Origin of the sequence: Caballeronia sp. LZ024 (genome assembly GCF_031451455.1) — a bacterium.
GTDB classification, from domain to species: Bacteria; Pseudomonadota; Gammaproteobacteria; order Burkholderiales; family Burkholderiaceae; genus Caballeronia; species Caballeronia telluris.
In genome coordinates this window covers 683,382-707,184 of the sequence record NZ_JARUXL010000004.1, presented here as the reverse complement: position 1 = coordinate 707,184, position 23,803 = coordinate 683,382, and the positions used below count along the sequence as shown (strand labels likewise).

Genomic DNA, 23,803 nt, shown 5'->3' with positions numbered 1-23,803 from the left:
TCGTACTTCGACGCGGCGGGCGTCGCATCCCATCGTTTCCGATGCGCGCCGGTCGGTAGAATGGACCGTATCCTGTCCAGCCCAAGGCGACCTCACGATGACCGACACGAAAGCCGCCGCCATCCCCGTCTTCGACGAAGCCCAGACCGCCCGGCTCCTGCCCTACGACCGCCTCGTCACGACGCTCGAAGCCACGATGATCGAGTACGCCGACGGCCGCATCGCGAGCCCCGAGCGCATGGTGGTGCCGCTCGCCGAGGGCGCGGTGATGCTCTCGATGCCCGCGAGCGCGCGCGACCTCGCGATGCACAAGCTCGTGAACGTGTGCCCGCGCAATCGCGCGCTCGGCCTGCCGACGATCCACGGCCAGGTCACGGCCTACGACGCATCGACGGGCGTGCCGCAATTCATGCTCGACGGACCCACGGTGACCGGCCGCCGCACGGCCGCCGTGACGATGCTCGGCATTCGCAGCCTCTTCGGCCCCGCGCCCGGCGAGGTGCTGGTGATCGGCACCGGCAAGCAGGCGATCCACCACATCGAGGCGCTGGCGAGCCTCTTTCCGGCGGCGCGCATCCTGATCGCGGGCTCGCAGCCTGCGCGCGCCGAGGCGTTTTGCGCGGCGCATGGCGCGCTGTCCGCGTACCTGACGCCGCTCGCCGGCGATATTCCCGATTCCGTCGACGTCGTCATCACGACGACCACCAGCAAGACGCCGGTCTACACGCTGGCGGCACGGCGGGGGCGGCTTGTGATCGGCGTCGGCGCGTTCACGTCCGATGCGGCGGAGATCGCGGCGTCGACGGTGCTCGGAAGCGCCGTCTACGTCGACGATCCCGCCGGCGCGCGCCACGAAGCAGGCGATCTGATCCAGGCCGGCATCGACTGGGACGTCGTGCAGCCGCTCGCCAAGGTGCTTCGCGACGATGGCACCCGCGGCGCGAGGCCGCTGTTGCTCAAGACAGTCGGTTGCGCAGCGTGGGACCTTGCTGCATGCCGCGTCGCGCGCGATGTGTTGTCGGAACACTGAGCGCGCTCGCGGTCGTTGCGTCGTTCGCCGCCTGGAATGCTCCTTGCTCACAACGGAACCCAGTTGCTTTGAACCGGATTGGACAATGAACAGTCGACACGACAAATGGGCGCCGTCGCCCGCCGCTTCATGGGACGCCGCCACGGCGAGCCTCGACCGCGCGACCCCGCCCGCGGCCTATTTCATCTCCGTGCTGGAGCTGGCGACCGGCGAAAAGCTCGGCAACGACGAGCGCCTGCGCGCCGTCGCGATGCTGGAGGCACAGTTCGGCTCGGGGCGGCCGCGCACGCTGTCGGAGGCGGTGCGCATCTGCGCGGGCGCGATCGATTCGTCGACGCTGCAACGCATGGCACGCGGCGCCAAGGCGTAGCTTTTTCATAAGCGCGTAACAAATGCGCGGTTTGCCTGACTAAATCGCGTTCAGCAGGCTGGTACGCGCAGGCGCCAGTGCGCCTCGCCGCCGACGATGGTGACCGGCGCGAGCGGCTCCAGGTCCATTGCATAGACCGACGCGATCGGCGCGTCCAGCACGCGCGCGAGCACGATCTTGACCACGATCGCATGCGTGACGATGACATGCGGCTCGCCGCGCGCATAAAGCTCGAGCCCGCTTATTACGCGTGCCGCGAGCTGCTCGATGCTTTCCCCGCCATGCGGCGCGCTCGAAGGATCGGACAGCCACGCCGCGAGCCCTTGCGGGTTTTCGTCGTGCACGTCCCGAATCGAACGGCCGTGCCATCGGCCATAGTCGAGATCGGCGAACGACAGGTCGACCGACGCATCCGCCGAGAGCGCCGCCGCCGTTTCGCGCGCCGGCCGCGCTGGCGCCGTGACGACGCGCCGTCCGTTCATCCGCAGCCGGTTGGCGAGATCGATGCAATCGGCCGGATTGATCGCGTCGTCGTGCGAGGGAAAGATGCCCGCCTTCATCGCGTGCGTGGCGGCGTGGCAGAGCAGGATCAACTCGGTGTTCATGTTTGAATCCTCCGTAGACGCTTTACTTTGCCGTCGATCCTCCTAGAATGGCAAGCTTGCAGTGCGAGGAAGTCGGTGAAAACCCGGCACGGTCGCGCCACTGTGAGCGTGTGTGCCGATGCGGCGCGCGCGCGAGTCAGACCCCCGCTGCATTCTTTCCTTCCGCTTCATCTGTTGGGACGCGCATTCCCTGGAGAACGACATGAATCCTCTCGCAGCTTCCGCTCATGGCGGCGCCGCCGTTTCGCCCGCAAACGATGCACCGATACCCATTCCGGTGCGCGAAGTGCTTCCGTGGGCCATCTTCATCGGCCTCATTCTGCTGATCGCGATTTACTTCGTCGGCGCGGAGCAGGGCGCGATTTCCATCTTCTCGGGCACCTATATCCACGAATTCGTCCACGACGGGCGCCATCTGCTCGGCTTTCCCTGTCACTGAGGACGCACGATGATTCGCACTCTGTTGATACGCGGCATGATCGCGGGATTGATCGCGGGCCTCATCGGCTTCGGGTTTGCGAAGATGTTCGGCGAGCCGCCGGTCACGCGCGCCATCGCGTTCGAAGCGCAGCACGAGCATGCGGAACATTCGCATGATCAGGCGGCGGGCGCTTCGCACAACCACGGCGATGAAGAGGAACTCGTGAGCCGCGGCACGCAGGCGGGACTCGGGTTGCTCACGGGCGTCGCGGTGTTCGGCACGGCGCTCGGCGGGCTGTTCTCGCTCGTCTTTGCATTCGCGTATGGACGCCTCGGCGCGTTGCGCGCACGCGGCACGTCGGCGCTGCTCGCGCTCTTCGGCTTCGTGAGCGTCGCGGTGGTGCCGTTCATCAAATACCCGCCGAATCCGCCCGCAGTCGGCGATCCGGAGACGATCGGCGCGCGCACGGCGCTTTTCTTCGGCATGGTCGCGATGTCGATTGCTGCGGCGGTGCTCGCCGTATGGCTGCAAAAGCGCATGCGCGCGCAGCATGGCGGATGGAACGCGACCTTGATCGCGAGTGCCGTGTATGTCGTGTTGATCGCGGTCGTGCAGTTCGTGCTGCCTACCATCGACGAAGTGCCGGCGGACTTCTCCGCCTCGCTGCTGTGGAACTTCCGCATCGCGGCGCTCGGCATTCAGGCGCTGCTCTGGTCGACGCTCGGACTGGTCTTCGGCGTGCTCGCCGCGCGCGAGCTGGAACGCGCGCCGGCGCGGCGCGTGGCACACGCTTAATGCTCGATCGGCGGGTCGATCGAATCGAAAGGCGGCTCGTCGAGCCGCCTTTTTTCATGCCGCTCGACGAGCGTATCGAAGAGCGCGAGTTTCGCCGCGTCGTCCATCGTCTTCCACGCCTTGATCTCCGCGCGATTCCTGAAGCATCCTTCGCAGAGGCCCGTCGCCTGATCGAGGCGGCACACGTTCGTGCACGGCGAGCCGATCGGCTGCTGCGATTTCGCGCGCTCGATCGTAAAGGCGAGTTCGAGCGGCGGTTCTTTTTCGACGATCGTTGCAGGGGTCATTGTCATAGCGGTTCGCCGCGAAAGAGCGCGGCAGCGGCAGCCGGATTCGACGGCCAGTAAGCGTGCATGTACGTCGCGATGACCGCTCCGCGCCGGTACAGCGCTTCGCCCGCCGCGCCGGTGGTCGCGTGCGTCGCGGTCAAAAGCGGCTGCATCGGTGTGGCGACGCTCGAATAGTGAAACGTGTGGCCGGTCAGCGTGCCGTGCGACGTTTCGATGCGCTGCATCGCGAGCCGTGTAAGGCGCGGCTGCATCGCGGCTTCGCCGGGGATGAGGCCAAGCATTGTGTGCTGCGCACCGTCGATCGTCTTCAGCGCATCGAGCAGATAAAGCATGCCGCCGCATTCCGCTACGACCGTTCGTCCGCGCTGCGTGTGCTTCCTGATCGAGGCCGCCGAGCGCGCATTGTGCACGAGCGTCGCCGCGTGCAGTTCGGGATAGCCGCCGGGAAGATAAAGCGCGTCGGCATCGTCCGGCACGGGTTCGTCGGCGAGCGGCGAGAACGTTTCGACGCGCGCGCCCATCGCGTGAAGCAGGTCGAGGTTCGCGGGATAGATGAACGAGAACGCGGCATCGCGCGCGATGGCGATGCGCATGCCGTCGAGAAGACGCGGCGGCGCGTCGTGCGCCTGGTCCTCGAATGTGACCGCGGGCGGCAACTCGCCGAGCGCGGTCTTCGCGATGGCGTCGGCCGCGCGATCGAGACGCGCGTCCAGATCGGCGATTTCCGCCGCCTGCGTGAGACCGAGATGACGGTCGGGCAGCGCGATGTCGGCGGCATTCGACAGATGCCCGCAATAGCGCAAGCCTTCGGGCAACGCTTCGCCGACCATCTGCGCATGCCGCGCGGACGCCACCTTGTTCGCGAGCACGCCATGAAACGGCAACTCGGGACGATAACGCGCGAGCCCGAATGCGACCGCGCCGAAGGTCTGCGCCATGCCGTGCGCGCCGATCACGGCGAGCACCGGCACGCCGAACGCGATGGCGAGATCGGCGCTGCTCGGCGTGCCGTCGAAGAGACCCATCACGCCTTCGATCAGGATCAGGTCGGCCTCGCGCGCGGCATCGGCCAGCAGCGCGCGGCACGCGCCGGTTCCCACCATCCAGAGATGCAGCGAGTAGACGGGCGACCCCGACGCGCGTTCGAGGATCATCGGGTCGAGGAAGTCGGGACCGGTCTTGAACACGCGCACGCGCAGCCCTTGCCGCGTGTGATGGCGCGCGAGCGCGGCGGTAACCGTGGTCTTGCCCTGATGCGAGGCAGGCGCGCTGATGAAAAGGGCGGGGCAGGTGTGCATCGGATCGATCGCCTTCAGTACTCGACGCCGCGTTGCGCCTTCACGCCCTGCTCGCGATACGGATGCTTGACGAGCCGCATCTCGGTGACGAGATCGGCGGCTTCGATCAGCGCATCGGGCGCATGACGGCCGGTGACGACCACATGCAGCGTCGCGGGCCGCGCGTTCAGCACGCCAAGCACTTCATCGAGCGGCAGGTATTCGTACTTAAGCACCGTGTTGAGCTCGTCGAGGACGACCATCTGGTACTCGCCGCTCTTGATCATGTCGCACGCGGCGTCCCAGCCCTTCCTCGCGGTGGCGATGTCGGCCTCGCGGTTCTGCGTGTTCCAGGTGTAGCCGTCGCCCATCGTGACGAAGTCGCAGTTCGCGATCGCGCCGAGGAAATCGCGCTCGGACGTATGCAGCGCGCCCTTGATGAACTGCACGACGCCGAGCTTCATCCCGTGGCCGAGCACGCGCACGGCCATGCCGAACGCGGCCGTCGTCTTGCCCTTGCCGTTGCCGGTGTTGACGATCAGCAGGCCCTTCTCGTGATCGGCGGCGGCCTGCTTCTTCTCGTGGCCTTCCTTGCGACGCTGCGTCATGCGCAGGTGCGATTCGGTATCGGTTTTCATGCGTGGCTCTTCGAATGATGAATTGAGTGATCGGCGGCGATGGCGACGGTCACATCGTCGACGATCGTCTTCGGCACGACGATGCGTCCCTCGTGCGACGCGAGCAGCGCGCACGGTTCGCAGACACCGCCGACGCCCAGATGCTTGCGGACCTGCGCGGACGCCCGTGCGTGCGTGTCGACGCCTTCGATCTGTTGCGCCGTGAAAAGCTGCAGCGTCAGGCGATGGCGCTCGCAGAACGCGAGCAGCGCGGCCCCGTCGGACTTGCCTTCGATGCTCGCCACCGCGCGCACGTTGGCGAGTGCATGCGCGCCGGGCGCATCGAGCGCATCGAGTGCACGCTGCACGGCGGCTTCGATCTCCTCGACGCTCACGCCGCGCCGGCAGCCGATGCCGAGCACGATGGAAAGCGTCGTCATGACGTGCCTGCCGATGCATCGAGCGCGCTTGCGATGCCGAGTCCCGCCACCGATCCGATCACGACGATGGCGGGCGCGCCGAGCGCGGCCGCCTTGACGGCATCGGGCAGCTTTTCGAGCGGCGCAAGCAGATGACGCTGTTCGGGACGCGTGGCGGCTTCGATGGCGGCGGCGGGCGTCTGCGGATCGAGGCCGGCCGCGATCAGCGCCGCGACGATGTCAGCAAGCCGCCGCATGCCCATATAGATGACGAGCGTCATTTTTGTCGCGGCGAGCGCGGCCCAGTCGGGTTCCCGGCTGCCGTCGCCGCTGCCGGCATCCTTGCTTGCGCCATGCCCCGTCACGAACACGACGCCCATCGCATGATCGCGATGCGTGAGCGGAATGCCGATGGCGGCCGGTGCCGCGATGCCCGCAGTGATGCCGTGGATCACGCCGACCTGCACGCCCTCGGCGGCGAGCGCCTGCATTTCCTCGCCGCCACGCCCGAACACGAACGGATCGCCGCCCTTCAGTCGCGCGACGCGGCGTCCCGCATGCACGTGCGCGAGCATCAGTTCGAGGATGACGGGCTGCGGTGTCGAAGGCTGGCCGCCGCGCTTGCCCACATAGGTGATGAGCGCATCGCTGCGGGCGAACGCGAGCACGTCGGGGCTGACGAGATCGTCGACGAGCACGACGTCGGCTTCCGACAGCGCCTTGACGGCCTTGAGCGTCATCAGTTCGACGTCGCCGGGGCCTGCGCCGATCAGGTCGACGCGGCCTTGCGGCGCGGTCATGCGGCACCTCGCCGGTTCGGGCGATGGCGCCATGCAGGTTCCGCACGTTCGCGCGCGATAGCTGGATTCATGTGATGCGTCTGGGATGCAGTGCGCACCGCGGTCCGTCCCTCGCGGACGCGGGCGTTCGGCCAGGGCAACGGTGCGATGCACGCGTTGCCGGCCACTTGCGCTGGCCGGTATCCGGGCTTGCGACTCACTCCGTTCGCCTTCCCGCTCGTCGCCTCGCAGTGGCCGTGAAGAGAATGCGCGGCAGGTTGAGCCGCTAGTCGCGTACCGTTGCGGGGACAGCACAGATTGGCACTTGGCCCTGAGGCTATTGTGCTCCTGTTTCCCGTTTGACTATGCGGGCCTCGACGAGCCGCGCATGAGCACCAGACGCGGGGGAAAGATAACACAGGAGGGGCGCGGGAAGGGGCGTCCTTTCTTGACGCTCGTGCGCTTGCAGCCTAGACTTGCTCGCATTCTGGTGCTCGCGCGCGTTGCTCTTCGCGCGCGGTTAAACGGGAAGCAGGAAGCGTCCGGTCCGCCACGGATCGTCGCCAACCTGCGCTGCCCCCGCAACGGTAAGCGAAAGCCGCACGTCGCGCATCGTATCGATGTCGCGCGCGCGGCCATGCCGGCTTCGGTGCACGTGCGTTCGCCGCATCTGCATTGCTCCACTGCGCGTTTGTCATGCCCATCGCGCGGGAAGGTGAAGCGGCGTTTTCGTCAGCCCGGATACCGGCCAGACAACAGAACGGATCGTCGTCGCGGGGATGCGGCGCGCGGTTCAATTCCTCATGACGCCTGGCGCTTCGCGCATGACACGTATCGCCAGGGCGCAGCAGAACACTCACGGAGCAACGGATGCAAACGCGCAAAATCCCGGTGACGGTCGTAACCGGCTTTCTCGGCAGCGGCAAGACCACGCTCATGCGGCATATTCTCTCGCACGCCAATGGTCTGCGCATTGCAGTGATCGTCAACGAATTCGGCGAGCTTGGCATCGACGGCGAGATTCTCAAGGGCTGCGGCATCGGCTGCGAAGATGAACCGTCGTCGGGCGAACGCAATCTCTATGAGCTTGCGAACGGGTGCCTCTGCTGCACCGTGCAGGAAGAGTTCTATCCGGTCATGGAGCAGCTCGTCGAGCGGCGCGATGCCATCGATCACGTGCTGATTGAGACGTCCGGGCTCGCGTTGCCGAAGCCGCTCGTGCAGGCGTTCAACTGGCCGTCGATCAAGAATGCGTTCACGGTCGATGCCGTCGTGACCGTCGTTGACGGACCGGCTGCGGCGAGCGGCCAGTTCGCCGCGAACCCGCAAGCCGTCGATGCGCAGCGGCGCGCCGATCCGAATCTCGATCATGAATCGCCGCTGCACGAGTTGTTCGAAGACCAGTTGGCATCGGCCGATCTCGTGATCCTCAACAAGACCGATCTCATCGACGAAACCGCGCAGGCCAAGGTCGAAGCGCTGATTCGCGGCGAGATTCCGGCCGAAGTGAAAATCGTGCCCGCGCACATGGGACAGCTTGACCTGCATGCGTTGCTCGGGCTGCAATCCGCGTCGGAAGACACGATCCATCTGCGCCACGATCACCACGGCTCGCCCGATGAAGAAGGCCACGCCGATCATCATCACGACGACTTCGATTCGGTCGTCGTGAGCGCGCAAGTGGAGTCGCGCGAGCAGGTCGTCGCGGCGTTGCAGATGCTCGTCGAAGCGAACACGATTTATCGCGTGAAGGGTTTTGCCGCGCTGCCGGGCGCGCCGATGCGGCTCGTCGTGCAGGGCGTCGGCAAGCGCTTCGACAGTTACTTCGACCGCCGCTGGAAAGCAGGCGAAGCGGCAAGCCGGTTCGTGCTGATCGGCGAGGATCTCGACCAGCCCGCGTTGCAGGAAGCGCTGACGTCCGCGCTGTCCCGCGTTCCTGCGCAGGCGTAAGGCGATGCATCTGCTGCGCACGACGCCGGGCGGATTCGTCGATGACGCAGCGGGCGTCATGCGCATCGAGCAGACGCCCGCGCCGATCGTCGTGCTGAGTTCCGCCGACACCACGCTCTCGCTGCTCGCGAGCGCGGTGCCGCGTCTGGAAGCGGGCTTTCCGGCGGTGCGGCTCGCGAACCAGGCGTTCCTGCGCCAACCGGCGTCGGTGGACTTCTACGTCGACGATGTGTTGCGCCATGCGCGCGTCGTGATCGTGGACCATCTTGGCGGCGAAGCCTACTGGCCCTACGGTATCGAACGCATCGTCGCGCTCGCGAAGCGTGAGAAGCAGACGCTCGTGATGTTCTCCGGCGACCTTCAGGAAGACCCGAACCTCGTCGCGAAGAGCACGGCCGATCCCGCGTTCTGCCACGAACTCTGGCGTTATCTGCGCGAAGGCGGCGCGCAGAACGCGGAAGAGTTCTTGCGCGCGATCGGTCATCGCGCGTTCGGCTGGGGCCGCGAAGCGCGTGCGCCGAGCGCGTTGCCCACGGTCGCGCTTTATCATCCGGCACGCGAAGTGGCGACCATCGACGACTGGCGCGCGCGCTGGACCGAAGGCGCGCCGGTGGTGGCGATACTGTTCTATCGCGCGCATCTGCAATCGGGCAATACGGCCGTGTTCGATGCGCTCGTCGACGCGCTCGAAGCCGAGGGCATGAATCCGTTGCCGATCGCGATGTCGTCGCTGAAGGACGCGGTGAGCCGCGAAGTCGTGCAGCAGTTGTGCGCGGATCATCGCGCATCGCTCGTGCTGAATACGACGGCGTTCGCCGCCGGCGTGATCGACGATCCGGCGCCGTTCGAACTGGCAGGCGATGCGCCGGTGCTTCAGGTGATCCTGAGCGGCGGCAATCGCGACGACTGGCTGAAGGACAACCACGGTCTGAACTCGCGCGATGTCGCGATGCATGTCGCGCTGCCCGAAGTCGACGGCCGCATCATCACGCGCGCGATCAGCTTCAAGGGGCTCGCGTATCACTGCAAGCACACGCAGGTGGATGTCGTGCGTTATCAGCCGGACCACGAACGCGTGCGTTTCGTCGCCGAACTGAGCCGCCGATGGTCTCATCTGCGATCGACCGCGAATGCGCAGAAGCGCGTCGCGCTGATCCTCGCGAACTATCCGCTTTCCGAAGGTCGCATCGGCAACGGTGTCGGGCTCGATACGCCGGCGTCGGTCGTCAACATCATGACGATGCTGCGCGATGCGGGCTATCGCGTCGGTCCGCTTCCCGCCGATGGCGACGCGCTGATGCGCGCGCTGACCGAAGGCGTGACCAACGATCCGGTCGTGCGCGACCTGCGTCCCGCGCTGCAAAGCCTCGCGCTCGACGACTATCTCGATGCATTCCACAAGCTGCCCGCGAATGTGCAGCAAGAGCTGAACGAACGTTGGGGACCGCCCGAAGCGGACCCGACGGTTCGACGCGGCCGCTTCATGATCGCGGGCTGGCGTTGCGGCGAAGTCTTCGTCGGCATCCAGCCCGCGCGATCGCGCGAACGCGGCGACTACGCGAGCTATCACGACGCGGAGCTCGTTCCGCCGCATTCCTATCTCGCGTTCTATTTCTGGCTGCGCGGGCGTTTTTCCGTCGATGCGATCGTGCACGTCGGCAAGCACGGCAATCTCGAATGGCTGCCGGGCAAGAGCATGGCGCTCTCCGGTTCATGCTGGCCGGACCTGACGCTCGGACCCATGCCGCATCTGTACCCGTTCATCGTCAACGATCCGGGCGAGGGCAGTCAGGCGAAGCGCCGCGCGCAGGCGGTGATCGTCGATCATCTGATGCCGCCGCTCACGCGCGCCGAAAACTACGGGCCGTTGCAGGACCTCGAACGGCAGGTCGACGAATACTACGAAGCGCTGATGGTCGATCCGCGCCGCGCGAAGCTGCTGCGCAAGTCGATCCTCGAAGGCATCGTCGCGCAACGGCTGCACGAAGAACTCGGGCTCGCCGCCGCCGATGACGACGCGCTCCTCACGCGCACCGACGCCTATCTCTGCGAATTGAAGGAAGCGCAGATCCGCGACGGCCTGCATACGTTCGGCGCGTCGCCGCAAGGCGTGCAGCGGCGCGACACGCTGCTCGCGCTCGGCCGCTTTCCTGTCGGCGACGCGCAGGGCGCGAACGCGAGTCTGCTCACCGCACTCGCACGCGACCTGCAACTCGGCGACGCGTTCAATCCGCTCGACGCCGACTGGGCCGCGCCGTGGACCGGACCGCGTCCCGCCGCGCTGCTCGACGTGACGGAGGCGGCGTGGCGTCATCACGGCGACACGCGCGAACGTCTCGAACTGCTCGCGACGAAGCTGCTCGACGCTTCGCAAGCGCCGGACGCATGGCCCGCGACATCGCTCGTCCTTGAGCGCCTGCAAGGCGACTTGCTGACACGTCTCGACGCATGCGGGCCGCAAGAACTCATGCAGCTTCGGCGCGGGCTCGAAGGACGCTTCGTGCCGCCGGGCCCGAGCGGCTCGCCTTCGCGCGGGCGCCCCGACGTGCTGCCGACCGGCCGCAACTTCTACTCCGTCGACACGCGCGCGCTGCCGACGCAAGCGGCCTGGTCGATCGGCCTCAAGTCGGCGAATCTGCTGATCGAACGGCATCTCCAGGATCATGGCGACTATCCGCGCGCGGTCGGGCTCTCGGTGTGGGGAACAGCGACGATGCGCACCGGCGGCGACGACATCGCGCAGGCGCTCGCGCTGATGGGCGTGCGCCCGAAGTGGGCGGCGGGCAGCCATCGCGTGACCGACTTCGAGATCCTGCCGATCACGATCTTCAACCGTCCGCGCATCGACGTGACCTTGCGCGTGTCGGGCTTCTTCCGCGATGCGTTCGCGAACCTCATGCATCTGTTCGACGCGGCCGTGCAGGCGATCGCCGAACTCGACGACGAGCCCGAAGACCTCAACCCGATCCGCGCGCGCATCATGCGCGAGCGCGACAAACTCGTCGCGCGCGGCATCGACGCGAAGGAAGCGCGTGCGCGTGCCGGCTGGCGCGTGTTCAGCACGAAGCCCGGTGCGTATGGCGCGGGCCTGCAGGAACTGATCGACGCGAAGCAATGGCAGGACGACGGCGACCTGTCGCGCGCGTTTCAGAGCGCGGGCGGCTACGCGTATTCGCAGGCCGGCGACGGTATCGACGCGCGGGAGACGTTCGGCGCGCGGCTCGCAGGCATCGATGTGGTCGTGCAGAACCAGGATAACCGTGAGCACGATCTGCTCGATTCGAACGACTATCACCAGTTCCAGGGCGGCATGGTCGCGGCGGTCAGGCATCTGTCGGGTGCGCAGCCGGAGGCGTACAACGCCGATCACAGCAACCCCGCCGCGCCGCGCATCCGCACGCTGAACGAAGAGATCGCGCGCGTGATCCGCTCGCGCGTGGTGAACCCGAAGTGGATCGACGGCGTGAAGCGACACGGCTACAAGGGCGCGTCGGAGCTGGCGGCCACCGTGGATTATTTGTTCGGCTACGATGCGACCGCGCGCGTGGTGTCGGATCATCAGTACGCGCTCGTCACCGATGCCTACGTGAACGACGCCGACACGCGTGCGTTCATGCAGCGCCACAATCCACACGCGCTGCATTCGATCTGCGAGCGGCTGACCGAAGCGATGCAGCGCGGTCTGTGGCAACACCCCGGCGACTATCGCGCGCAAGTCGAGCGGCATCTGCTCGACGCCGAACAGCAACTCGAAGGCCAATGACCTTGAACGAATCTTCCGTATTTCCCTTCGCTGCGCTGGTCGGGCAGCAGCCGTTGCAAGAGGCGCTGTTGCTCGCCGCCGTCGATCCGGCGTTGGGCGGCGTGCTCGTCACCGGCCCGCGCGGCACGGCGAAGTCGACGGCGGCGCGCGCGCTCGCCGAACTGCTGCCCGAAGGCCGGTTCGTCACGCTGCCGCTCGGCGCGAGCGAGGAGCAACTGATCGGCACGCTCGACATCGAAAGCGCACTGCGCGATGGCGGCGTGAAGTTCTCGCCCGGTTTGCTCGCAAAGGCGCATCGCGGCGTGCTCTATGTCGACGAAGTGAACCTGCTGCCGAATCCGCTCGTCGATCAGTTGCTCGACGTCGCCGCGAGCGGGGTGAATACGGTCGAGCGCGACGGCATCTCGCATCGGCATGAAGCGCGCTTCGTGCTGATCGGCACGATGAATCCGGAAGAAGGCGAACTGCGTCCGCAACTGCTCGACCGCTTCGGGCTTGCGGTGGAACTCGGCAATTGCTTCGAGGCGTCGGTGCGGCAGGACATCGTCAAGGCGCGCCTCGCGTTCGATACCGACAGCCAGGCGTTTCGCGAGCGTCACGCACGCGAGCAGGCGGCGCTCGCGCAGCGCATCCACGATGCGCGCGCGCAACTCGCGAACCTCGATTTCGACGATGCCGTCCACGCGCGCGTGAGCGAGCTTTGCATCGCGGCGCAGGTCGACGGACTGCGCGCCGATCTCGTGATGCTGCGCGCGGCGCGTGCGCTCGCGGCATTCGAAAGTGCGCATGCGATCGGTGTAGAACATGTGGAGCGCATCGCTCAATCCGTGCTGAAGCATCGACGGCGCGAGGGCGAGAAGCCGCAACAATCTCAGTCACAAGCGCACGCAAATCCGCCAGCAAGCGACGCGGACTGGGGCTATCTGCCGCCCGAACCCGTCGAAACCGCGACGGTCAAGAACGTAAGGCCGTTGCAGCCAAAAAAAGCCTGAGCCATCGAAGGCCGGGGCCGGAAGCCGAGGCAGGCCGCCTTCGATGGCTCGAATCGCAGCCGGCGGGACGCACGATCACGCGCGAAGGCCGCGCGAGCCGTTCCATCGACTGGATGCAGACCTTGCGCGCGAAACGGCATGCGCCGCTCGAAGCGCGGCATGTCCGGTTTCGCCGCAAGGGCGGCGAGGGCGCGGCGCTCTATTGTTTCGTGCTGGACTGCTCCGGTTCGATGCTCGCGGGCAAGCGGCTCGCGCTGGCGAAGGGGCTGCTCGTCGCGCTGTTCGACCGGGCGTATCGCGAGCGGGCGGAGGTGGCGCTCGTGTGTTTCGGCGGCGGGCGGGCCGAAGTGCGTCGTCAGCCGGGCGCGGCGCACTGGTGGAACGAGCACTGGGTCGCGCCGATCGGCGGCGGTGGCGGCACGCCGCTCGCGCTCGGCGTGCGTACCGCCGCGAACGTGCTCGCGCGCGCGTCGCGCAAGCGGCCCGCGCAGGAGCGCTGGCTGTGGCTCCTGACGGATGGCCGCACGTCGGATACGCCGTCGCGTCCCGTCGATGCGGACCGCGTCGTCATCGTCGATTTCGAGCGCGATGCGATTCGGCTCGGTCGCTGCGCGTCGCTCGCCGAGGCGTGGGACGCGCAGTACAGCAGCGCCGACGACCTTGTCTACGGTTTCTCACAGTACCAGCGCGGCGTATAGACCCACTCGCTTTTCGCGTCCTTCGGAAAGCCGCGCGTCGTCGACGAGCCGACGATCACCATCGTGCGCATGTCCACCTGATCCGAGCGCAAGGCGTCGAGCGTCGTCGTGACGAGCGTCTCGCCCGGCCTGCCGACGTCGCGCCCGAGCACCACCTTCGTTGCGCCCGCGCGATACGCGCGCACGATGTCGAGCGCACGATCCAGTTGCCACGGCCGCGCCCGCGACACCGGGTTATAGAACGCCATCACGAGATCGGCCTCGGCCGCGTGCCGGAGCCGCGTTTCGATGATCGACCACGGTTTCAGATTGTCCGACAGCGACAGCATGCAGAAGTCGTGGCCGAGCGGCGCGCCCGCGCGCGCGGCCGTCGTGAGCGCGGCCGAGACGCCGGGCACGATCTCGAGTTCGACGCTCGTCCATGCGGGCTCGCGCGCGTGCGCTTGGTCGAGGGCTTCGAGCACGGCCGCCGCCATCGCGAACACGCCGGGGTCGCCCGACGATACGACCACGACCCGGCGCCCTTCGCTCGCGAGTTCGAACGCATGGCGCGCGCGCTGCATCTCTTCGCGGTTGTCGCTCCCGTGGACGCGCTGATCGTCGCGAAACGGGCCCGCCATCCGCACATAGGTGTCGTAGCCGAGGATGTCGTCGGCTTGCGCGAGCGCTTGCTTCGCCGCCGGCACCATCAGGTCCGCGCTGCCCGGGCCGAGACCGATCACGGTCAGCTTGCCGCGCGCGCGGCCGGTCGTCGACGGATCGACGGGACGTGCCGACACCGCGAGCACGATGTCCTGCGACACGAAGCGCTCGCTCGCGTCCGTTGGCGGTTCCGCGTTGAAACGCAGCGGCACGCCGAGCGTTCGCGCGGCTTCGGCGAGCGGTTCCGAGGCCGCGTCGCGCAATGGCGCCAGCAGCACCGCGAGCGAAAGCGGCGCGATGCCGTGTTCGCGCAACGCGAGGCGCACCCGTTCGGCAATGTCGCCGCGCGAAGCTTCGCCGACCCACGCGACGACGCAGCGCGGATGAATCATCAGGTCGTCACCTTCGCCCGGGCGCGCGATGCGCGAAGTCACGCGAATCGCGAGCCGTGCGTCCGGGGCGCGCGGCAGGCCGGCATCGTCGAGCCAGGGCGCGGCGCCTTCGATGCGCATCGGAGCGCCCGCGAGCAGGTCGGACACGAAGCGCTTGCCGTGCTCGATATCGGCGAGGACGTAGCCTTCCGGCGGATTCAGCAGGCACGTGCCGAAGCGTAATTCGCCGCTCGTCGTGATCGCGGGCGCGGTGTCGAGCGCCCTGGCGATCTCGCGTGCCATGACGTTCACGCCGGACAGCCCGCCGACGAGCGGCACGACCGCGCTGCCATCCTCGGCCACCGCGAGCACCGGCGGCTCGGCGCCCTTGTTCGCGAGACACGGCGCGATCGCGCGGATCACGATGCCCGCCGAGCACAACGCGACGATCGGCGTGCCGGCCGCATACAGCGCGCGCAAATGCGCGCCGAGTTCCGTGAAAGCGACATCGGCTTCAACGACGCGGCGCGCGAGTCCGTGTACCTTCGCGCCGGAATAAGCCGACTGGATGCGACGTGCGGTATCGAGCGCACCCGGGCCAAGCACGACGATCGCGACAATCGCCACGTCCCGGTTCAAGCCTGCCATTTTTCCCCCGGCACGACCAGCAGCGAGAAATACGGCGACGCCATCGGATCGACTTCATCGAGCGGCACGATGCGCTGATTCGCCATCGTCGCGCGTTCCACATACAGCGCCCGTTCCGCGAGCCCGAGTTCGACCAGGACGCGCCGCACTTTCTCGAAGTTGCGGCCGAGCTTCATGACGACCGCGGCATCGGCGGCTCCGAGACGGCGCCGCAGTTCGTCCTCGGGCAGCACGCCCGAGAGCACCGCCAAGCTCTGGTTGCGATACACGAGCGGCGCGCCGAGCACGGCCACGCCGCCGAGCATCGAACACACGCCCGGCACGACATGCGCGTGAAAGCGCTCCGCGAGCCGGTCGTGCAGGTACATGTACGAGCCGTAGAAGAACGGATCGCCTTCGCAGATCACCGCGACGTCGCGTCCCGCTTCGAGATGATCGGCAATCGCGAGCGCCGATTCGTCGTAGAACGCGCTGATGATCGTCTCGTAGCAAAGCGGCGGTTCGAGCGCTTCTGTCGTCACCGGATACACGAGCGGCAGGCGCGTCTGTGCGTCGTCGAGATGGGCCTCGATGATGCCGAACGCGTTGCCCTTCTTGCCCTTCGCGACGAAGTACGCGACCACCGGCGCAGCTTTCAGGAGGCGCAGCGCCTTCACCGTGATGAGTTCCGGATCGCCCGGACCGACGCCGAGACCATAGAGACGCCCGCTCATCATTCGGCCTCCGTGGCGAGCGCGTTGACGGCGGCCGCGGCCATCGCGCTGCCGCCGCGCCGTCCCTGCAACGCGACGAACGGCACGCCACGGCTGTCGGCGGCGAGCATCGCCTTCGACTCCGCCGCGCCGATGAAACCGACCGGAAAGCCGAGAATCAGCGCGGGCTTGGGCGCGCCCGCATCGATCAGGTCGAGCAGGTGAAAGAGGGCGGTCGGCGCATTGCCGATCGCGACGACGCTGCCCGCCAGATCCGGCAGCCACAGTTCGACGGCTGCCGCCGAGCGCGTGTTGCCGAGCGCGCGGGCGCGTTCGGGCACGGACGCGTCGGCGAGCGTGCAGATCACGCGGTTGTTCGCCGGCAGCCGCGCGCGCGTGATGCCTTCGGCGACCATGCGCGCGTCGCAGAGAATCGGCGCGCCGGCCGCGAGCGCTTCGCGGCCCGCCGCGCCCGCGCCCGGCGAAAAACGCAGGTCGTCGATGGCGTCGACCATGCCGCACGCGTGAATCACGCGCACCGCGAGCTTTTCGAGGTCGGCCGGAATGGCGGCGAGATTCGCTTCGGCGCGGATCGTCGCGAACGACTGGCGATAGATTTCCTGTCCATCGCGAATGTAATCAAGCATCGGCAGTGCTCCGGGCGAGCCAGGCGGCCGCCTCTTCGATCGTGATGTTGCGGGCGATGCAGCGCGCGTCCGTGTTCGATTGCGCTGCGTGCTGAAAAAGGTCGTAGCGGCCGGGCGACACGGCGACGAGCGTCGTCGCGATGGGCCGCGCCGCCGCGCACGAACGCGCGCAGCCGCTCAGATGGACTTCGCCCGTGCCCGGCGGCAGGCGGTCGGCGAGGCGCAGCGCGTCGGCTTTGGTGTCGGCGGGACTGCGCGCGCAGCCCGGCGAACCCGCGCACGCGATCACGCGCGCGAGCGGCGCGTCAGGCGAAGTGGCGAAGCCGAGCGCGCGCATCGTGTCGAGGACAAACGGCGCGTGCGCCGCTTCGACGCCGGGCAGCAGCACGCTTTGCCACGGCGTCATGCGCAGGATGGATGAACCGTGGGTTTCGGCGAGTTCCGCGAGCGCACGCAGCGACGCTACGGACAGCCGTCCGAGCGGCAGTTGCGCGCCTACGTGCGTCGCGTCGTGCCCGGCTTGCGCATGGGCGCCTAAGCGCAACGCCGGATCGGCGGGAGCACGGCGCCACGCGCGCGCGTCGCGCATGAAGGGAACGTCGAGCGCAGCCAGAACGCGTTCGACGGAATCCGCGTCGAGCAGATCGCGCATGCGCGCCTGCTCGGGCGCGGCGAGGCCGAGGAACGCGTGCAGCAGCGCGAGCACGAGCGGCACCGCCTGCGATCGTTCGACCGAGCCGATGGCGGGCGCATCGTCGGGCGCGACTGGCGGACACCCCGCAAGCCCGAATGCGAAACGCGCGCCGTCGTCCATTGCCGCGAGCCAGATGTCGTGCGGATGATCGAGCATCGCGAGCCGCTCGCCGCCATCGAGCAGCAACGCGAACTTCGGCGAGAGCGCATGGAGCCGCACGTCGCGCTGCATCTCCGCGACGATCTGTTCGGCGAGCGTGCGCGTTTCGTTGCCGGCGATGGGGCTCAGCAGCAGGTTGCGGATGTCGTCGGCGCCGGGTGTCGCCGGGCCGAGACCGGCATCGAGCAGCATCGCGACGAGCGCTTCGTGCGCGTCGTCGCGGATGCCGCGCAGTTGCAGGTTCGCGCGATTGGTCGCTTCGATGACGCCGGAACCGTGGCGCGCGGCGGCATCGGCGACGACGTGCGCCGCCGCCGAAGTCAGCTCGCCGCCCATCAGGCGAATGCGGCACAGGCCGCCGTCGCGCGCGGGCACGATGCGCGCGAGCCCCGGACAAGCCGACGCTCGCGGTGCCGCAGGTGCGTGTGAATGTGTGGTCAAAGCGTAACCCGTGTGGACTCGCGCGGTCACGGCTGGATCGGTACACCCCGCCCGATCGGCGTCTCGCGAGCACTGTGTCGGCAGGTCTCTTGGCTGGCAGGTCGCCATCCGCGCCGGCCTTCCCGGTATAAACCAGTGGCAGTGGAGCGCGGACTCGCTGCGTACAATTGCGGGGGCAGCCACAGTTTCACTGTGTTCCCTGTTAGGCCCGAACGGGCACCGACTAAGCGGGTATTATGCCCGCTTTCAGCGCCCGCCAAGCTTCTCGCGCCCTTGCGTGCGCGCGTCAAACATGAAAGAACCGGAATCGAGGATCGGCGGATGTCACCCTGGCTGACCGTGGTGGGAATCGGAGAAGACGGCTGGGCCGGACTCGGGCGCGATGCGCGTCGCGCGTTGCTCGCGGCCGTCGCGGTCTACGGCGGCGAGCGGCATCTCGCGCTCCTGCCCGCGCGCCTGCGGGCGCGGCGCGTGGCGTGGCCGAAGCCGTTTTCCGTCGAACCGCTGCTGCATGAAACGAGCCGGCCGGTCGTCGTGCTCGCGAGCGGCGATCCGATGCTGTTCGGCGTCGGCGGGACGCTCGCGCGGCATCTCGACGCGAACGCGTGGCGTGTGTTGCCCGCGCCGTCGTCGCTGTCGCTCGCGGCGGCGCGGTTGCAGTGGCCGTTGCAGGACGTGGCGAGCGTGTCGCTCGTCGGCCGGCCGCTCGCGTCGCTCAACGCATCGCTCGATCGCGGCGCGCGCCTCTTCGTCTTGAGCAGCGACGGCGCGTCGCCGGCCGCGATCGCCGCGTGGCTCGCCGCGCGCGGATTCGGCGCGAGCCGCATGAGCGTCTTCGAGCATCTCGGCGGCGCGAACGAGCGGCGCATCGACGCCCGTGCCGACGACTGGACGCACGCGAGCGTCGCCGCGCTGAATCTGGTGGCCGTCGAATGCCGCGCGAACGCCGACGGCGCGGGCCTGCCGCTCACCCCCGGTCTTCCCGACGACGCTTTTCGCCACGACGGCCAGCTCACCAAGCGCGATGTCCGCGCGATCACGCTCGCGCGGCTCGCGCCGCGCGCGGGCGAACTGCTGTGGGACGTCGGCGCGGGCTGCGGCTCGATCGGTATCGAATGGATGCGCGCACATCCGTCCTGCCGCGCGATCGCGATCGAAGCGGATCGCGCACGGCAGCGCCTGATCGAACACAATCGCGACGCGCTCGGCGTGCCGGGCTTGCAGTTGATCGAGGGCGAGGCGCCCGGCGCGCTCGACGGCCTGCCCGCGCCCGACGCAGTGTTCATCGGCGGCGGCGTGACGGTGCCGGGCGTGCTCGATGCGTGCTGGTCGCGACTGCGTGCAGGCGGGCGGCTGGTCGCCAATGCGGTGACGCTGCAAAGCGAAGCCACGCTCATCGCCTGGCGCGAGCAGCATGGCGGCGAGCTGACGCGCATCGGCGTCGCGCAGGCCGAGCCGCTCGGCGCCTTCGATACCTGGCGTCAGGCGCTGCCGATCACGCTGCTGCATGCGTTCAAGCGCTGACTTCGGATCGAGACCACCCAGCCATGCGTGACGAGACGCCCGAACATCCCGCGCCGCTCCGAAGCGGTTACACCACCGGCAGTTGCGCCACCGCGACGAGTCTCGCGGCCGCGCGGCTGCTGCTGTGCGGCGAAGCGAGCGAGCGCGCGGAAATCACGCTGCCGAAGGGGCAGGTCGTCGTCATGCCGCTCGTCTACTGCCGGCACGGGACCGGCGACAGCAACATCGCGGAAGCGGCCACGGTGAAGGACGCCGGCGACGATCCCGACGTCACGCACGGCGCCATCGTGTTCGCGCGCGTGCGGCTGTCGTCGAAACCGGGCGTGCGGTTCTTCGCCGGGCCGGGCGTCGGCACGGTTACGCGCGCGGGCCTCGCGCTCGCGATCGGCGAGCCGGCCATCAATCCCGTGCCGCGCAGATTGATGACCGACCACATCGAAGCGCTCGCGCGCGAACACGGCTTTACCGGCGGCTTCGACGTCACGATCGGCGTCGAGAACGGCGAGGCGCTCGCCCAGAAGACGATGAATCCGCGGCTCGGCATCGTCGGCGGATTGTCGATTCTCGGCACGACCGGCATCGTCCGGCCGTTTTCGTGCTCGGCGTATATCGCGTCGATCCATCAGGGCATCGACGTCGCGCGCGCCAACGGCTACACGCACATCGCCGCGTGCACCGGCAACCAGAGCGAGGACGCGATGCGCGCGCACTACGGACTGCCGGACATCGCGCTCGTCGAAATGGGCGACTTCGCCGGCGCGGTGCTCAAGCATCTGCGACGCGCGCCAGTCGGCAAACTCAGCCTCTGCGGCGGCTTCGGCAAGATGAGCAAGCTCGCCGCCGGACACATGGACCTGCACAGCCGCAATTCGAGCATCGATCTGCCGCAGCTCGCCGTGTGGGCCGCCGACGCGGGCGCGGATCAGGCGTTGCAGGACGCGATCCGCGCGGCGAACACGAGTCAGGAAGCGCTCGCGCTCGCGCGGGCGCAAGCCATCGCACTCGGCGATATCGTGTGCACGCGTGCTCGCGACGTGGCGCTCGGCGTAGTGCCGCACGGCATCGTCGTGGAGGCGTTCGCGATCGACCGGCAAGGACGCATCGTCGGAGCGGCGTCGTGACGCGCGTACTGCTTCTCGGCGGCACCGGCGACGCCCTCGCGATCGCGCGCCGTCTCGGTCCCGGACACGTCTACAGTCTCGCGGGACTCGGGCGCGTGCCTGCGGATCTCGTCTGCGAAGTGCGCGTCGGCGGATATGGCGGCGCGCGGGCGCTGGCGGCGTTCGTCGTGGCGCAGGGCATCGGATTGCTGATCGACGCGACGCATCCTTACGCGGCGCAAATGAGCCGCAATGTCTGCGAGGCGAGCGCCTTGACCGGCGTGCCGTGCTGGGCGATCCGGCGGCCGGCGTGGACGCCGCAACCCGGCGACGACTGGCGCCATGCCGACGGCTGGAACGAAGTCGTCGCGCGTATCGCGCCGTATCGGCGGGTGCTGTGGACGCTCGGGCGCGAGCCGCTTGCGCATCTCGACGAGATACCGCCGTCGCAGCACTGGACGATCCGCTGTCTGGACGCCCACGCGGGCAACGCGCGCGCGACGGTCATCGGCGCGCGTGGGCCGTTTTCCATCGAAGGCGAACGCGCGCTGTTTGAAGAACGGCGCATCGAGATCGTGGTCAGCAAGAACAGCGGCGGCGGCGCGACCGAGGCGAAGCTCGCGGTGGCGCGCGAGTTGCACGTGCCGGTCGTGATGCTGAAAAGGCCCGAACTTCCCCCGGCGACCCGCGAGTTCGACGACACGGCAAGCGCCCTCGACGCGCTCGCGCGCTGGCTGCCTTCCGATCAACCTTTGTTGCAGGTTTCACGATGACGGTCTATTTCATTGGCGCCGGACCCGGCGATCCCGAACTCATCACGGTCAAGGGGCAGCGGCTGATCCGCTCGTGCCCGGTGATTCTCTTCGCCGGGTCGCTCGTGCCCGAGGCCGTGCTGTCGGGACACGCCGCGCACACGGTGGTGAACACGGCGGAACTGGATCTGGATGCGATCGTGGCGCTGCTGCGCGACGCGCACGCACGCGGTCACGACGTTGCGCGCGTGCATTCCGGCGATCCGTCGCTGTACGGCGCGATCGGCGAGCAGATCCGGCGGCTGAACGCGCTGGCGATTCCCTACGAGATCGTGCCGGGCGTGACGGCAGCGGCGGCGTCGGCTGCGACGCTCGGCTGCGAACTCACGCTGCCCGGCATCTCGCAGACGGTCATTCTCACGCGCTACGCCGCCAAGACGTCGATGCCCGAAGGCGAAGCGCTCGCCGATCTCGCGCGGCATCGCGCGACGCTGGCGATCCATCTCGGCGTGCGGCATATCGAGCGCATCGTCGCCGACCTGCTGCCGCATTACGGCGCGGATTGTCCGGTCGCAGTCGTGTTTCGCGCGAGCTGGCCGGACGAGGAGAAAGTGCTCGGCACGCTTGCCGATATCGCGCTGAAGGTGCAATCGAAGGGGATCGAGCGCACGGCGTTGATTGTCGTCGGGCGCGTGCTTGCGGCTGAAGGTTTCGCGGATTCGTCGCTTTATCGGAAGGCTTGAGACGACGATGCGCGCTCTCGATTCGCTGTTTGAGGCGCTAACGAAGTCCGCGTTTCGCAGGCGTTTCAGCCTCGGCGCGCGCGAGCTGGCTTATCTGCACGATAAAGGGCTCGACGAAGTAATCGCGCACGCACACGAATTGATCGATAAACGGCTCGCTCCCGCGATGCTTTCGAACGATGGCAAGCAGACGCCGTTTCGCGGTCACCCAGTGTTCATCGCACAGCACGCGACCGCGACGTGCTGCCGTGGCTGTCTCGCGAAATGGCATGGGATCGAAGCGGGAAGGGCGCTGGATGACGCCGAGCGGCAGCACGTCGTCGATGCGATTGCGCGGTGGCTGCGGGAAGAGGCGAAGCGAGAGGTGAAGCCGAGGAAGGACGCGCGGCAGTCGGAGCTTCCGTTCTGACTCGGCACCGCACGGCGTCCGCCGCGCGGTGCCGTGGATTCAACGCGGCTGCTGCGCGCTTCTTCGCGACTTCGCCCGCCGCGACAGCATATTCAACCCCTCCACCAGCGCCGAGAAAGCCATCGCCGCGTAGATATACCCCTTCGGCACATGCGACCCGAACCCTTCCGCGATCAGCGTCATCCCGATCACGAGCAGGAACCCGAGCGCCAGCATGACGATGGTCGGATTGCGCTCGATGAAGCGCGACAGCGGGCCGGCCGCAAACAGCATCACCGTCACCGCCGCGATCACCGCGATGAACATGATCGGAATGTGCTCCGTCATGCCGACGGCCGTCACGATACTGTCGATCGAGAACACGAGGTCGAGCACCAGAATCTGTCCGATCGCCGACATCGGCGAAAGTCCGGACGTCTTGACAGCGCCGCCGTCGCTGAGATCGTCGTCGTGCGCGACGTGATGATGGATCTCCTTGGTCGCCTTCCACACGAGAAACACGCCGCCCGCGATCAGGATCAGGTCGCGCCACGAGAAGCCGTGACCGAATGCCTCGAAGATCGGCGTCGTCAGGCGCACGATCAGCGCGATCGTGCCGAGCAAACCGAGCCGCATGATCAGCGCGAGCCCGATGCCGATCTTCTGCGTGCGCGCGCGATGCTCGGGCGGCAGTTTGTTGGTGAGAATGGAGATGAAGATCAGGTTGTCGATGCCGAGCACGACTTCCATGACCACGAGTGTCGCGAGTGCAGCCCAGGCGGCGGGATCGCTTGCCAGTGCCAGGAAATAGTCCATGTGGTTCGAGTGTCGTGGAGGATTCGTTATGTTCGGCCAAGCGCGGCGCGCTGTCGAGGCCGCCGATCATACCCGACGCCGGCCTCACGATGAAAGGTAATTGAAAATATCAGAGCGGGGTTCTTGAAAAAAGTTCGGGACGGACTGGACGACGCTTTGTCGGCGAGCGCGATTTTTCAA

The 23,803-nt window shown here is 67.7% G+C and carries 24 protein-coding genes and 4 riboswitches; of the genes, 13 read left to right on the top strand and 11 right to left on the bottom strand.

The window, feature by feature from the left end; translation table 11 throughout:
• Positions 1 to 97: 97 nt before the first annotated feature.
• Positions 98 to 1,030 (top strand): bifunctional Delta(1)-pyrroline-2-carboxylate/Delta(1)-piperideine-2-carboxylate reductase, encoded by a 933-nt coding sequence (lhpI, locus tag QCE48_RS25405; RefSeq protein ID WP_309783098.1) that lies wholly within the window; start codon positions 98 to 100, stop codon positions 1,028 to 1,030.
• Positions 1,031 to 1,115: 85 nt separating this feature from the next.
• Positions 1,116 to 1,400, top strand: a complete 285-nt coding sequence (locus tag QCE48_RS25400; protein WP_309783094.1) for a hypothetical protein — start codon at positions 1,116 to 1,118, stop codon at positions 1,398 to 1,400.
• A 50-nt stretch (positions 1,401 to 1,450) separates the two neighbouring features.
• Here QCE48_RS25400 and QCE48_RS25395 read toward each other — a convergent pair whose 3' ends face one another.
• Positions 1,451 to 2,005, bottom strand: coding sequence for a histidine phosphatase family protein (locus QCE48_RS25395; RefSeq protein WP_309783092.1), 555 nt, complete (start codon positions 2,003 to 2,005; stop codon positions 1,451 to 1,453).
• 42 nt (positions 2,006 to 2,047) lie between these two features.
• Positions 2,048 to 2,172: riboswitch (cobalamin riboswitch) on the top strand.
• Positions 2,173 to 2,207: 35 nt separating this feature from the next.
• Between QCE48_RS25395 and QCE48_RS25390 the strand changes: the two genes are divergently transcribed.
• The gene (locus QCE48_RS25390) at positions 2,208 to 2,444 is read left to right on the top strand and encodes a CbtB-domain containing protein (protein ID WP_309783090.1); all 237 of its coding nucleotides are present in this window, start codon (positions 2,208 to 2,210) and stop codon (positions 2,442 to 2,444) included.
• Between the two features lie 9 nt (positions 2,445 to 2,453).
• A complete protein-coding gene (locus QCE48_RS25385) occupies positions 2,454 to 3,221 on the top strand; it encodes a CbtA family protein (RefSeq protein WP_309783088.1) in 768 nt (255 codons plus the stop codon).
• Here the strand turns inward: QCE48_RS25385 and QCE48_RS25380 are convergent.
• The 5 genes from QCE48_RS25380 to cobA are packed head-to-tail and all read right to left on the bottom strand — an operon-like array spanning position 3,218 to position 6,624.
• Positions 3,218 to 3,508, bottom strand: a complete 291-nt coding sequence (locus QCE48_RS25380) for a DUF1289 domain-containing protein (protein ID WP_309783086.1) — start codon at positions 3,506 to 3,508, stop codon at positions 3,218 to 3,220. The two genes, QCE48_RS25385 and QCE48_RS25380, sit on opposite strands and share 4 nt — an antisense overlap.
• Positions 3,509 to 3,510: 2 nt before the next feature.
• A complete protein-coding gene (locus QCE48_RS25375) occupies positions 3,511 to 4,809 on the bottom strand; it encodes a cobyrinate a,c-diamide synthase (RefSeq protein WP_309783083.1) in 1,299 nt (432 codons plus the stop codon).
• Between the two features lie 14 nt (positions 4,810 to 4,823).
• A complete protein-coding gene (gene cobO / locus QCE48_RS25370) occupies positions 4,824 to 5,426 on the bottom strand; it encodes a cob(I)yrinic acid a,c-diamide adenosyltransferase (protein WP_309783080.1) in 603 nt (200 codons plus the stop codon).
• The gene (locus QCE48_RS25365) at positions 5,423 to 5,845 is read right to left on the bottom strand and encodes a cobalamin biosynthesis protein (protein ID WP_309783077.1); all 423 of its coding nucleotides are present in this window, start codon (positions 5,843 to 5,845) and stop codon (positions 5,423 to 5,425) included. Before QCE48_RS25365 ends, cobO begins: the two co-directional genes overlap by 4 nt.
• A complete protein-coding gene (gene cobA / locus QCE48_RS25360; RefSeq protein WP_309783075.1) occupies positions 5,842 to 6,624 on the bottom strand; it encodes a uroporphyrinogen-III C-methyltransferase in 783 nt (260 codons plus the stop codon). The genes QCE48_RS25365 and cobA overlap by 4 nt, the downstream gene beginning before the upstream one ends.
• 156 nt (positions 6,625 to 6,780) lie before the next feature.
• A riboswitch (cobalamin riboswitch) is annotated at positions 6,781 to 7,018 on the bottom strand.
• A gap of 56 nt (positions 7,019 to 7,074) precedes the next feature.
• Positions 7,075 to 7,371, top strand: a riboswitch (cobalamin riboswitch).
• A 102-nt stretch (positions 7,372 to 7,473) separates the two neighbouring features.
• On the opposite strand from cobA, the gene cobW reads away from it, so the two are divergent.
• The 4 genes from cobW to QCE48_RS25340 all read left to right on the top strand — a co-directional run bounded on the left by cobW (position 7,474) and on the right by QCE48_RS25340 (position 14,006).
• Positions 7,474 to 8,553: a cobalamin biosynthesis protein CobW gene (cobW, locus tag QCE48_RS25355; protein ID WP_309783073.1), complete on the top strand. Its 1,080-nt coding sequence runs from the start codon at positions 7,474 to 7,476 to the stop codon at positions 8,551 to 8,553.
• Between the two features lie 4 nt (positions 8,554 to 8,557).
• Positions 8,558 to 12,316 (top strand): cobaltochelatase subunit CobN, encoded by a 3,759-nt coding sequence (gene cobN / locus QCE48_RS25350; protein WP_309783072.1) that lies wholly within the window; start codon positions 8,558 to 8,560, stop codon positions 12,314 to 12,316.
• A complete protein-coding gene (locus QCE48_RS25345; RefSeq protein WP_309794341.1) occupies positions 12,313 to 13,308 on the top strand; it encodes an ATP-binding protein in 996 nt (331 codons plus the stop codon). The genes cobN and QCE48_RS25345 overlap by 4 nt, the downstream gene beginning before the upstream one ends.
• Before the next feature lie 113 nt (positions 13,309 to 13,421).
• Positions 13,422 to 14,006 carry a VWA domain-containing protein gene (locus tag QCE48_RS25340; RefSeq protein WP_309783781.1) on the top strand — a complete coding sequence of 195 codons (585 nt, stop codon included), beginning with the start codon at positions 13,422 to 13,424 and terminating at the stop codon, positions 14,004 to 14,006.
• On the opposite strand, the gene cobJ is transcribed toward QCE48_RS25340, so the two are convergent.
• From cobJ to cobG, 4 genes are read right to left on the bottom strand one after another with little or no spacing between them, the layout of a single operon-like run.
• A complete protein-coding gene (cobJ, locus tag QCE48_RS25335) occupies positions 13,973 to 15,667 on the bottom strand; it encodes a precorrin-3B C(17)-methyltransferase (RefSeq protein WP_309783070.1) in 1,695 nt (564 codons plus the stop codon). The two genes, QCE48_RS25340 and cobJ, sit on opposite strands and share 34 nt — an antisense overlap.
• The gene (locus tag QCE48_RS25330) at positions 15,655 to 16,383 is read right to left on the bottom strand and encodes a precorrin-2 C(20)-methyltransferase (RefSeq protein WP_309783069.1); all 729 of its coding nucleotides are present in this window, start codon (positions 16,381 to 16,383) and stop codon (positions 15,655 to 15,657) included. The genes cobJ and QCE48_RS25330 overlap by 13 nt, the downstream gene beginning before the upstream one ends.
• Positions 16,380 to 17,006, bottom strand: a complete 627-nt coding sequence (locus QCE48_RS25325) for a precorrin-8X methylmutase (RefSeq protein WP_116563145.1) — start codon at positions 17,004 to 17,006, stop codon at positions 16,380 to 16,382. The genes QCE48_RS25330 and QCE48_RS25325 overlap by 4 nt, the downstream gene beginning before the upstream one ends.
• A complete protein-coding gene (gene cobG, locus QCE48_RS25320) occupies positions 16,999 to 18,234 on the bottom strand; it encodes a precorrin-3B synthase (protein ID WP_309783062.1) in 1,236 nt (411 codons plus the stop codon). The genes QCE48_RS25325 and cobG overlap by 8 nt, the downstream gene beginning before the upstream one ends.
• A gap of 127 nt (positions 18,235 to 18,361) precedes the next feature.
• A riboswitch (cobalamin riboswitch) is annotated at positions 18,362 to 18,539 on the bottom strand.
• 82 nt (positions 18,540 to 18,621) lie between these two features.
• On the opposite strand from cobG, the gene cbiE reads away from it, so the two are divergent.
• The 5 genes from cbiE to QCE48_RS25295 are packed head-to-tail and all read left to right on the top strand — an operon-like array spanning position 18,622 to position 22,828.
• Positions 18,622 to 19,824 (top strand): precorrin-6y C5,15-methyltransferase (decarboxylating) subunit CbiE, encoded by a 1,203-nt coding sequence (gene cbiE, locus QCE48_RS25315; RefSeq protein ID WP_309783060.1) that lies wholly within the window; start codon positions 18,622 to 18,624, stop codon positions 19,822 to 19,824.
• 23 nt (positions 19,825 to 19,847) lie between these two features.
• Positions 19,848 to 20,945, top strand: a complete 1,098-nt coding sequence (locus tag QCE48_RS25310; protein ID WP_309783058.1) for a cobalt-precorrin-5B (C(1))-methyltransferase — start codon at positions 19,848 to 19,850, stop codon at positions 20,943 to 20,945.
• Entirely contained in the window at positions 20,942 to 21,697 is a 756-nt protein-coding gene (locus QCE48_RS25305; protein WP_309783055.1) for a cobalt-precorrin-6A reductase, read from the top strand. The genes QCE48_RS25310 and QCE48_RS25305 overlap by 4 nt, the downstream gene beginning before the upstream one ends.
• Positions 21,694 to 22,419: a precorrin-4 C(11)-methyltransferase gene (cobM, locus tag QCE48_RS25300; protein ID WP_309783053.1), complete on the top strand. Its 726-nt coding sequence runs from the start codon at positions 21,694 to 21,696 to the stop codon at positions 22,417 to 22,419. Before QCE48_RS25305 ends, cobM begins: the two co-directional genes overlap by 4 nt.
• A 7-nt stretch (positions 22,420 to 22,426) precedes the next feature.
• Positions 22,427 to 22,828 (top strand): DUF4186 domain-containing protein, encoded by a 402-nt coding sequence (locus QCE48_RS25295; protein WP_309783050.1) that lies wholly within the window; start codon positions 22,427 to 22,429, stop codon positions 22,826 to 22,828.
• 39 nt (positions 22,829 to 22,867) lie between these two features.
• Here QCE48_RS25295 and QCE48_RS25290 read toward each other — a convergent pair whose 3' ends face one another.
• Positions 22,868 to 23,623 carry a TerC family protein gene (locus tag QCE48_RS25290; protein ID WP_309783048.1) on the bottom strand — a complete coding sequence of 252 codons (756 nt, stop codon included), beginning with the start codon at positions 23,621 to 23,623 and terminating at the stop codon, positions 22,868 to 22,870.
• Between the last annotated feature and the right edge of the window lie 180 nt (positions 23,624 to 23,803).

What these genes read in the sequence shown, in the direction of transcription:
- lhpI (WP_309783098.1), top strand. Translation starts at nt 98, where the DNA reads ATGACCGACACGAAAGCCGCCGCCATCCCCGTCTTCGACGAAGCCCAG.
- QCE48_RS25400 (WP_309783094.1), top strand. Translation starts at nt 1,116, where the DNA reads ATGAACAGTCGACACGACAAATGGGCGCCGTCGCCCGCCGCTTCATGG.
- QCE48_RS25395 (WP_309783092.1), bottom strand. Translation starts at nt 2,005, where the DNA reads ATGAACACCGAGTTGATCCTGCTCTGCCACGCCGCCACGCACGCGATG.
- QCE48_RS25390 (WP_309783090.1), top strand. Translation starts at nt 2,208, where the DNA reads ATGAATCCTCTCGCAGCTTCCGCTCATGGCGGCGCCGCCGTTTCGCCC.
- QCE48_RS25385 (WP_309783088.1), top strand. Translation starts at nt 2,454, where the DNA reads ATGATTCGCACTCTGTTGATACGCGGCATGATCGCGGGATTGATCGCG.
- QCE48_RS25380 (WP_309783086.1), bottom strand. Translation starts at nt 3,508, where the DNA reads ATGACCCCTGCAACGATCGTCGAAAAAGAACCGCCGCTCGAACTCGCC.
- QCE48_RS25375 (WP_309783083.1), bottom strand. Translation starts at nt 4,809, where the DNA reads ATGCACACCTGCCCCGCCCTTTTCATCAGCGCGCCTGCCTCGCATCAG.
- cobO (WP_309783080.1), bottom strand. Translation starts at nt 5,426, where the DNA reads ATGAAAACCGATACCGAATCGCACCTGCGCATGACGCAGCGTCGCAAG.
- QCE48_RS25365 (WP_309783077.1), bottom strand. Translation starts at nt 5,845, where the DNA reads ATGACGACGCTTTCCATCGTGCTCGGCATCGGCTGCCGGCGCGGCGTG.
- cobA (WP_309783075.1), bottom strand. Translation starts at nt 6,624, where the DNA reads ATGACCGCGCCGCAAGGCCGCGTCGACCTGATCGGCGCAGGCCCCGGC.
- cobW (WP_309783073.1), top strand. Translation starts at nt 7,474, where the DNA reads ATGCAAACGCGCAAAATCCCGGTGACGGTCGTAACCGGCTTTCTCGGC.
- cobN (WP_309783072.1), top strand. Translation starts at nt 8,558, where the DNA reads ATGCATCTGCTGCGCACGACGCCGGGCGGATTCGTCGATGACGCAGCG.
- QCE48_RS25345 (WP_309794341.1), top strand. Translation starts at nt 12,313, where the DNA reads ATGACCTTGAACGAATCTTCCGTATTTCCCTTCGCTGCGCTGGTCGGG.
- QCE48_RS25340 (WP_309783781.1), top strand. Translation starts at nt 13,422, where the DNA reads ATGCAGACCTTGCGCGCGAAACGGCATGCGCCGCTCGAAGCGCGGCAT.
- cobJ (WP_309783070.1), bottom strand. Translation starts at nt 15,667, where the DNA reads ATGGCAGGCTTGAACCGGGACGTGGCGATTGTCGCGATCGTCGTGCTT.
- QCE48_RS25330 (WP_309783069.1), bottom strand. Translation starts at nt 16,383, where the DNA reads ATGATGAGCGGGCGTCTCTATGGTCTCGGCGTCGGTCCGGGCGATCCG.
- QCE48_RS25325 (WP_116563145.1), bottom strand. Translation starts at nt 17,006, where the DNA reads ATGCTTGATTACATTCGCGATGGACAGGAAATCTATCGCCAGTCGTTC.
- cbiE (WP_309783060.1), top strand. Translation starts at nt 18,622, where the DNA reads ATGTCACCCTGGCTGACCGTGGTGGGAATCGGAGAAGACGGCTGGGCC.
- QCE48_RS25310 (WP_309783058.1), top strand. Translation starts at nt 19,848, where the DNA reads ATGCGTGACGAGACGCCCGAACATCCCGCGCCGCTCCGAAGCGGTTAC.
- cobM (WP_309783053.1), top strand. Translation starts at nt 21,694, where the DNA reads ATGACGGTCTATTTCATTGGCGCCGGACCCGGCGATCCCGAACTCATC.
- QCE48_RS25295 (WP_309783050.1), top strand. Translation starts at nt 22,427, where the DNA reads ATGCGCGCTCTCGATTCGCTGTTTGAGGCGCTAACGAAGTCCGCGTTT.
- QCE48_RS25290 (WP_309783048.1), bottom strand. Translation starts at nt 23,623, where the DNA reads ATGGACTATTTCCTGGCACTGGCAAGCGATCCCGCCGCCTGGGCTGCA.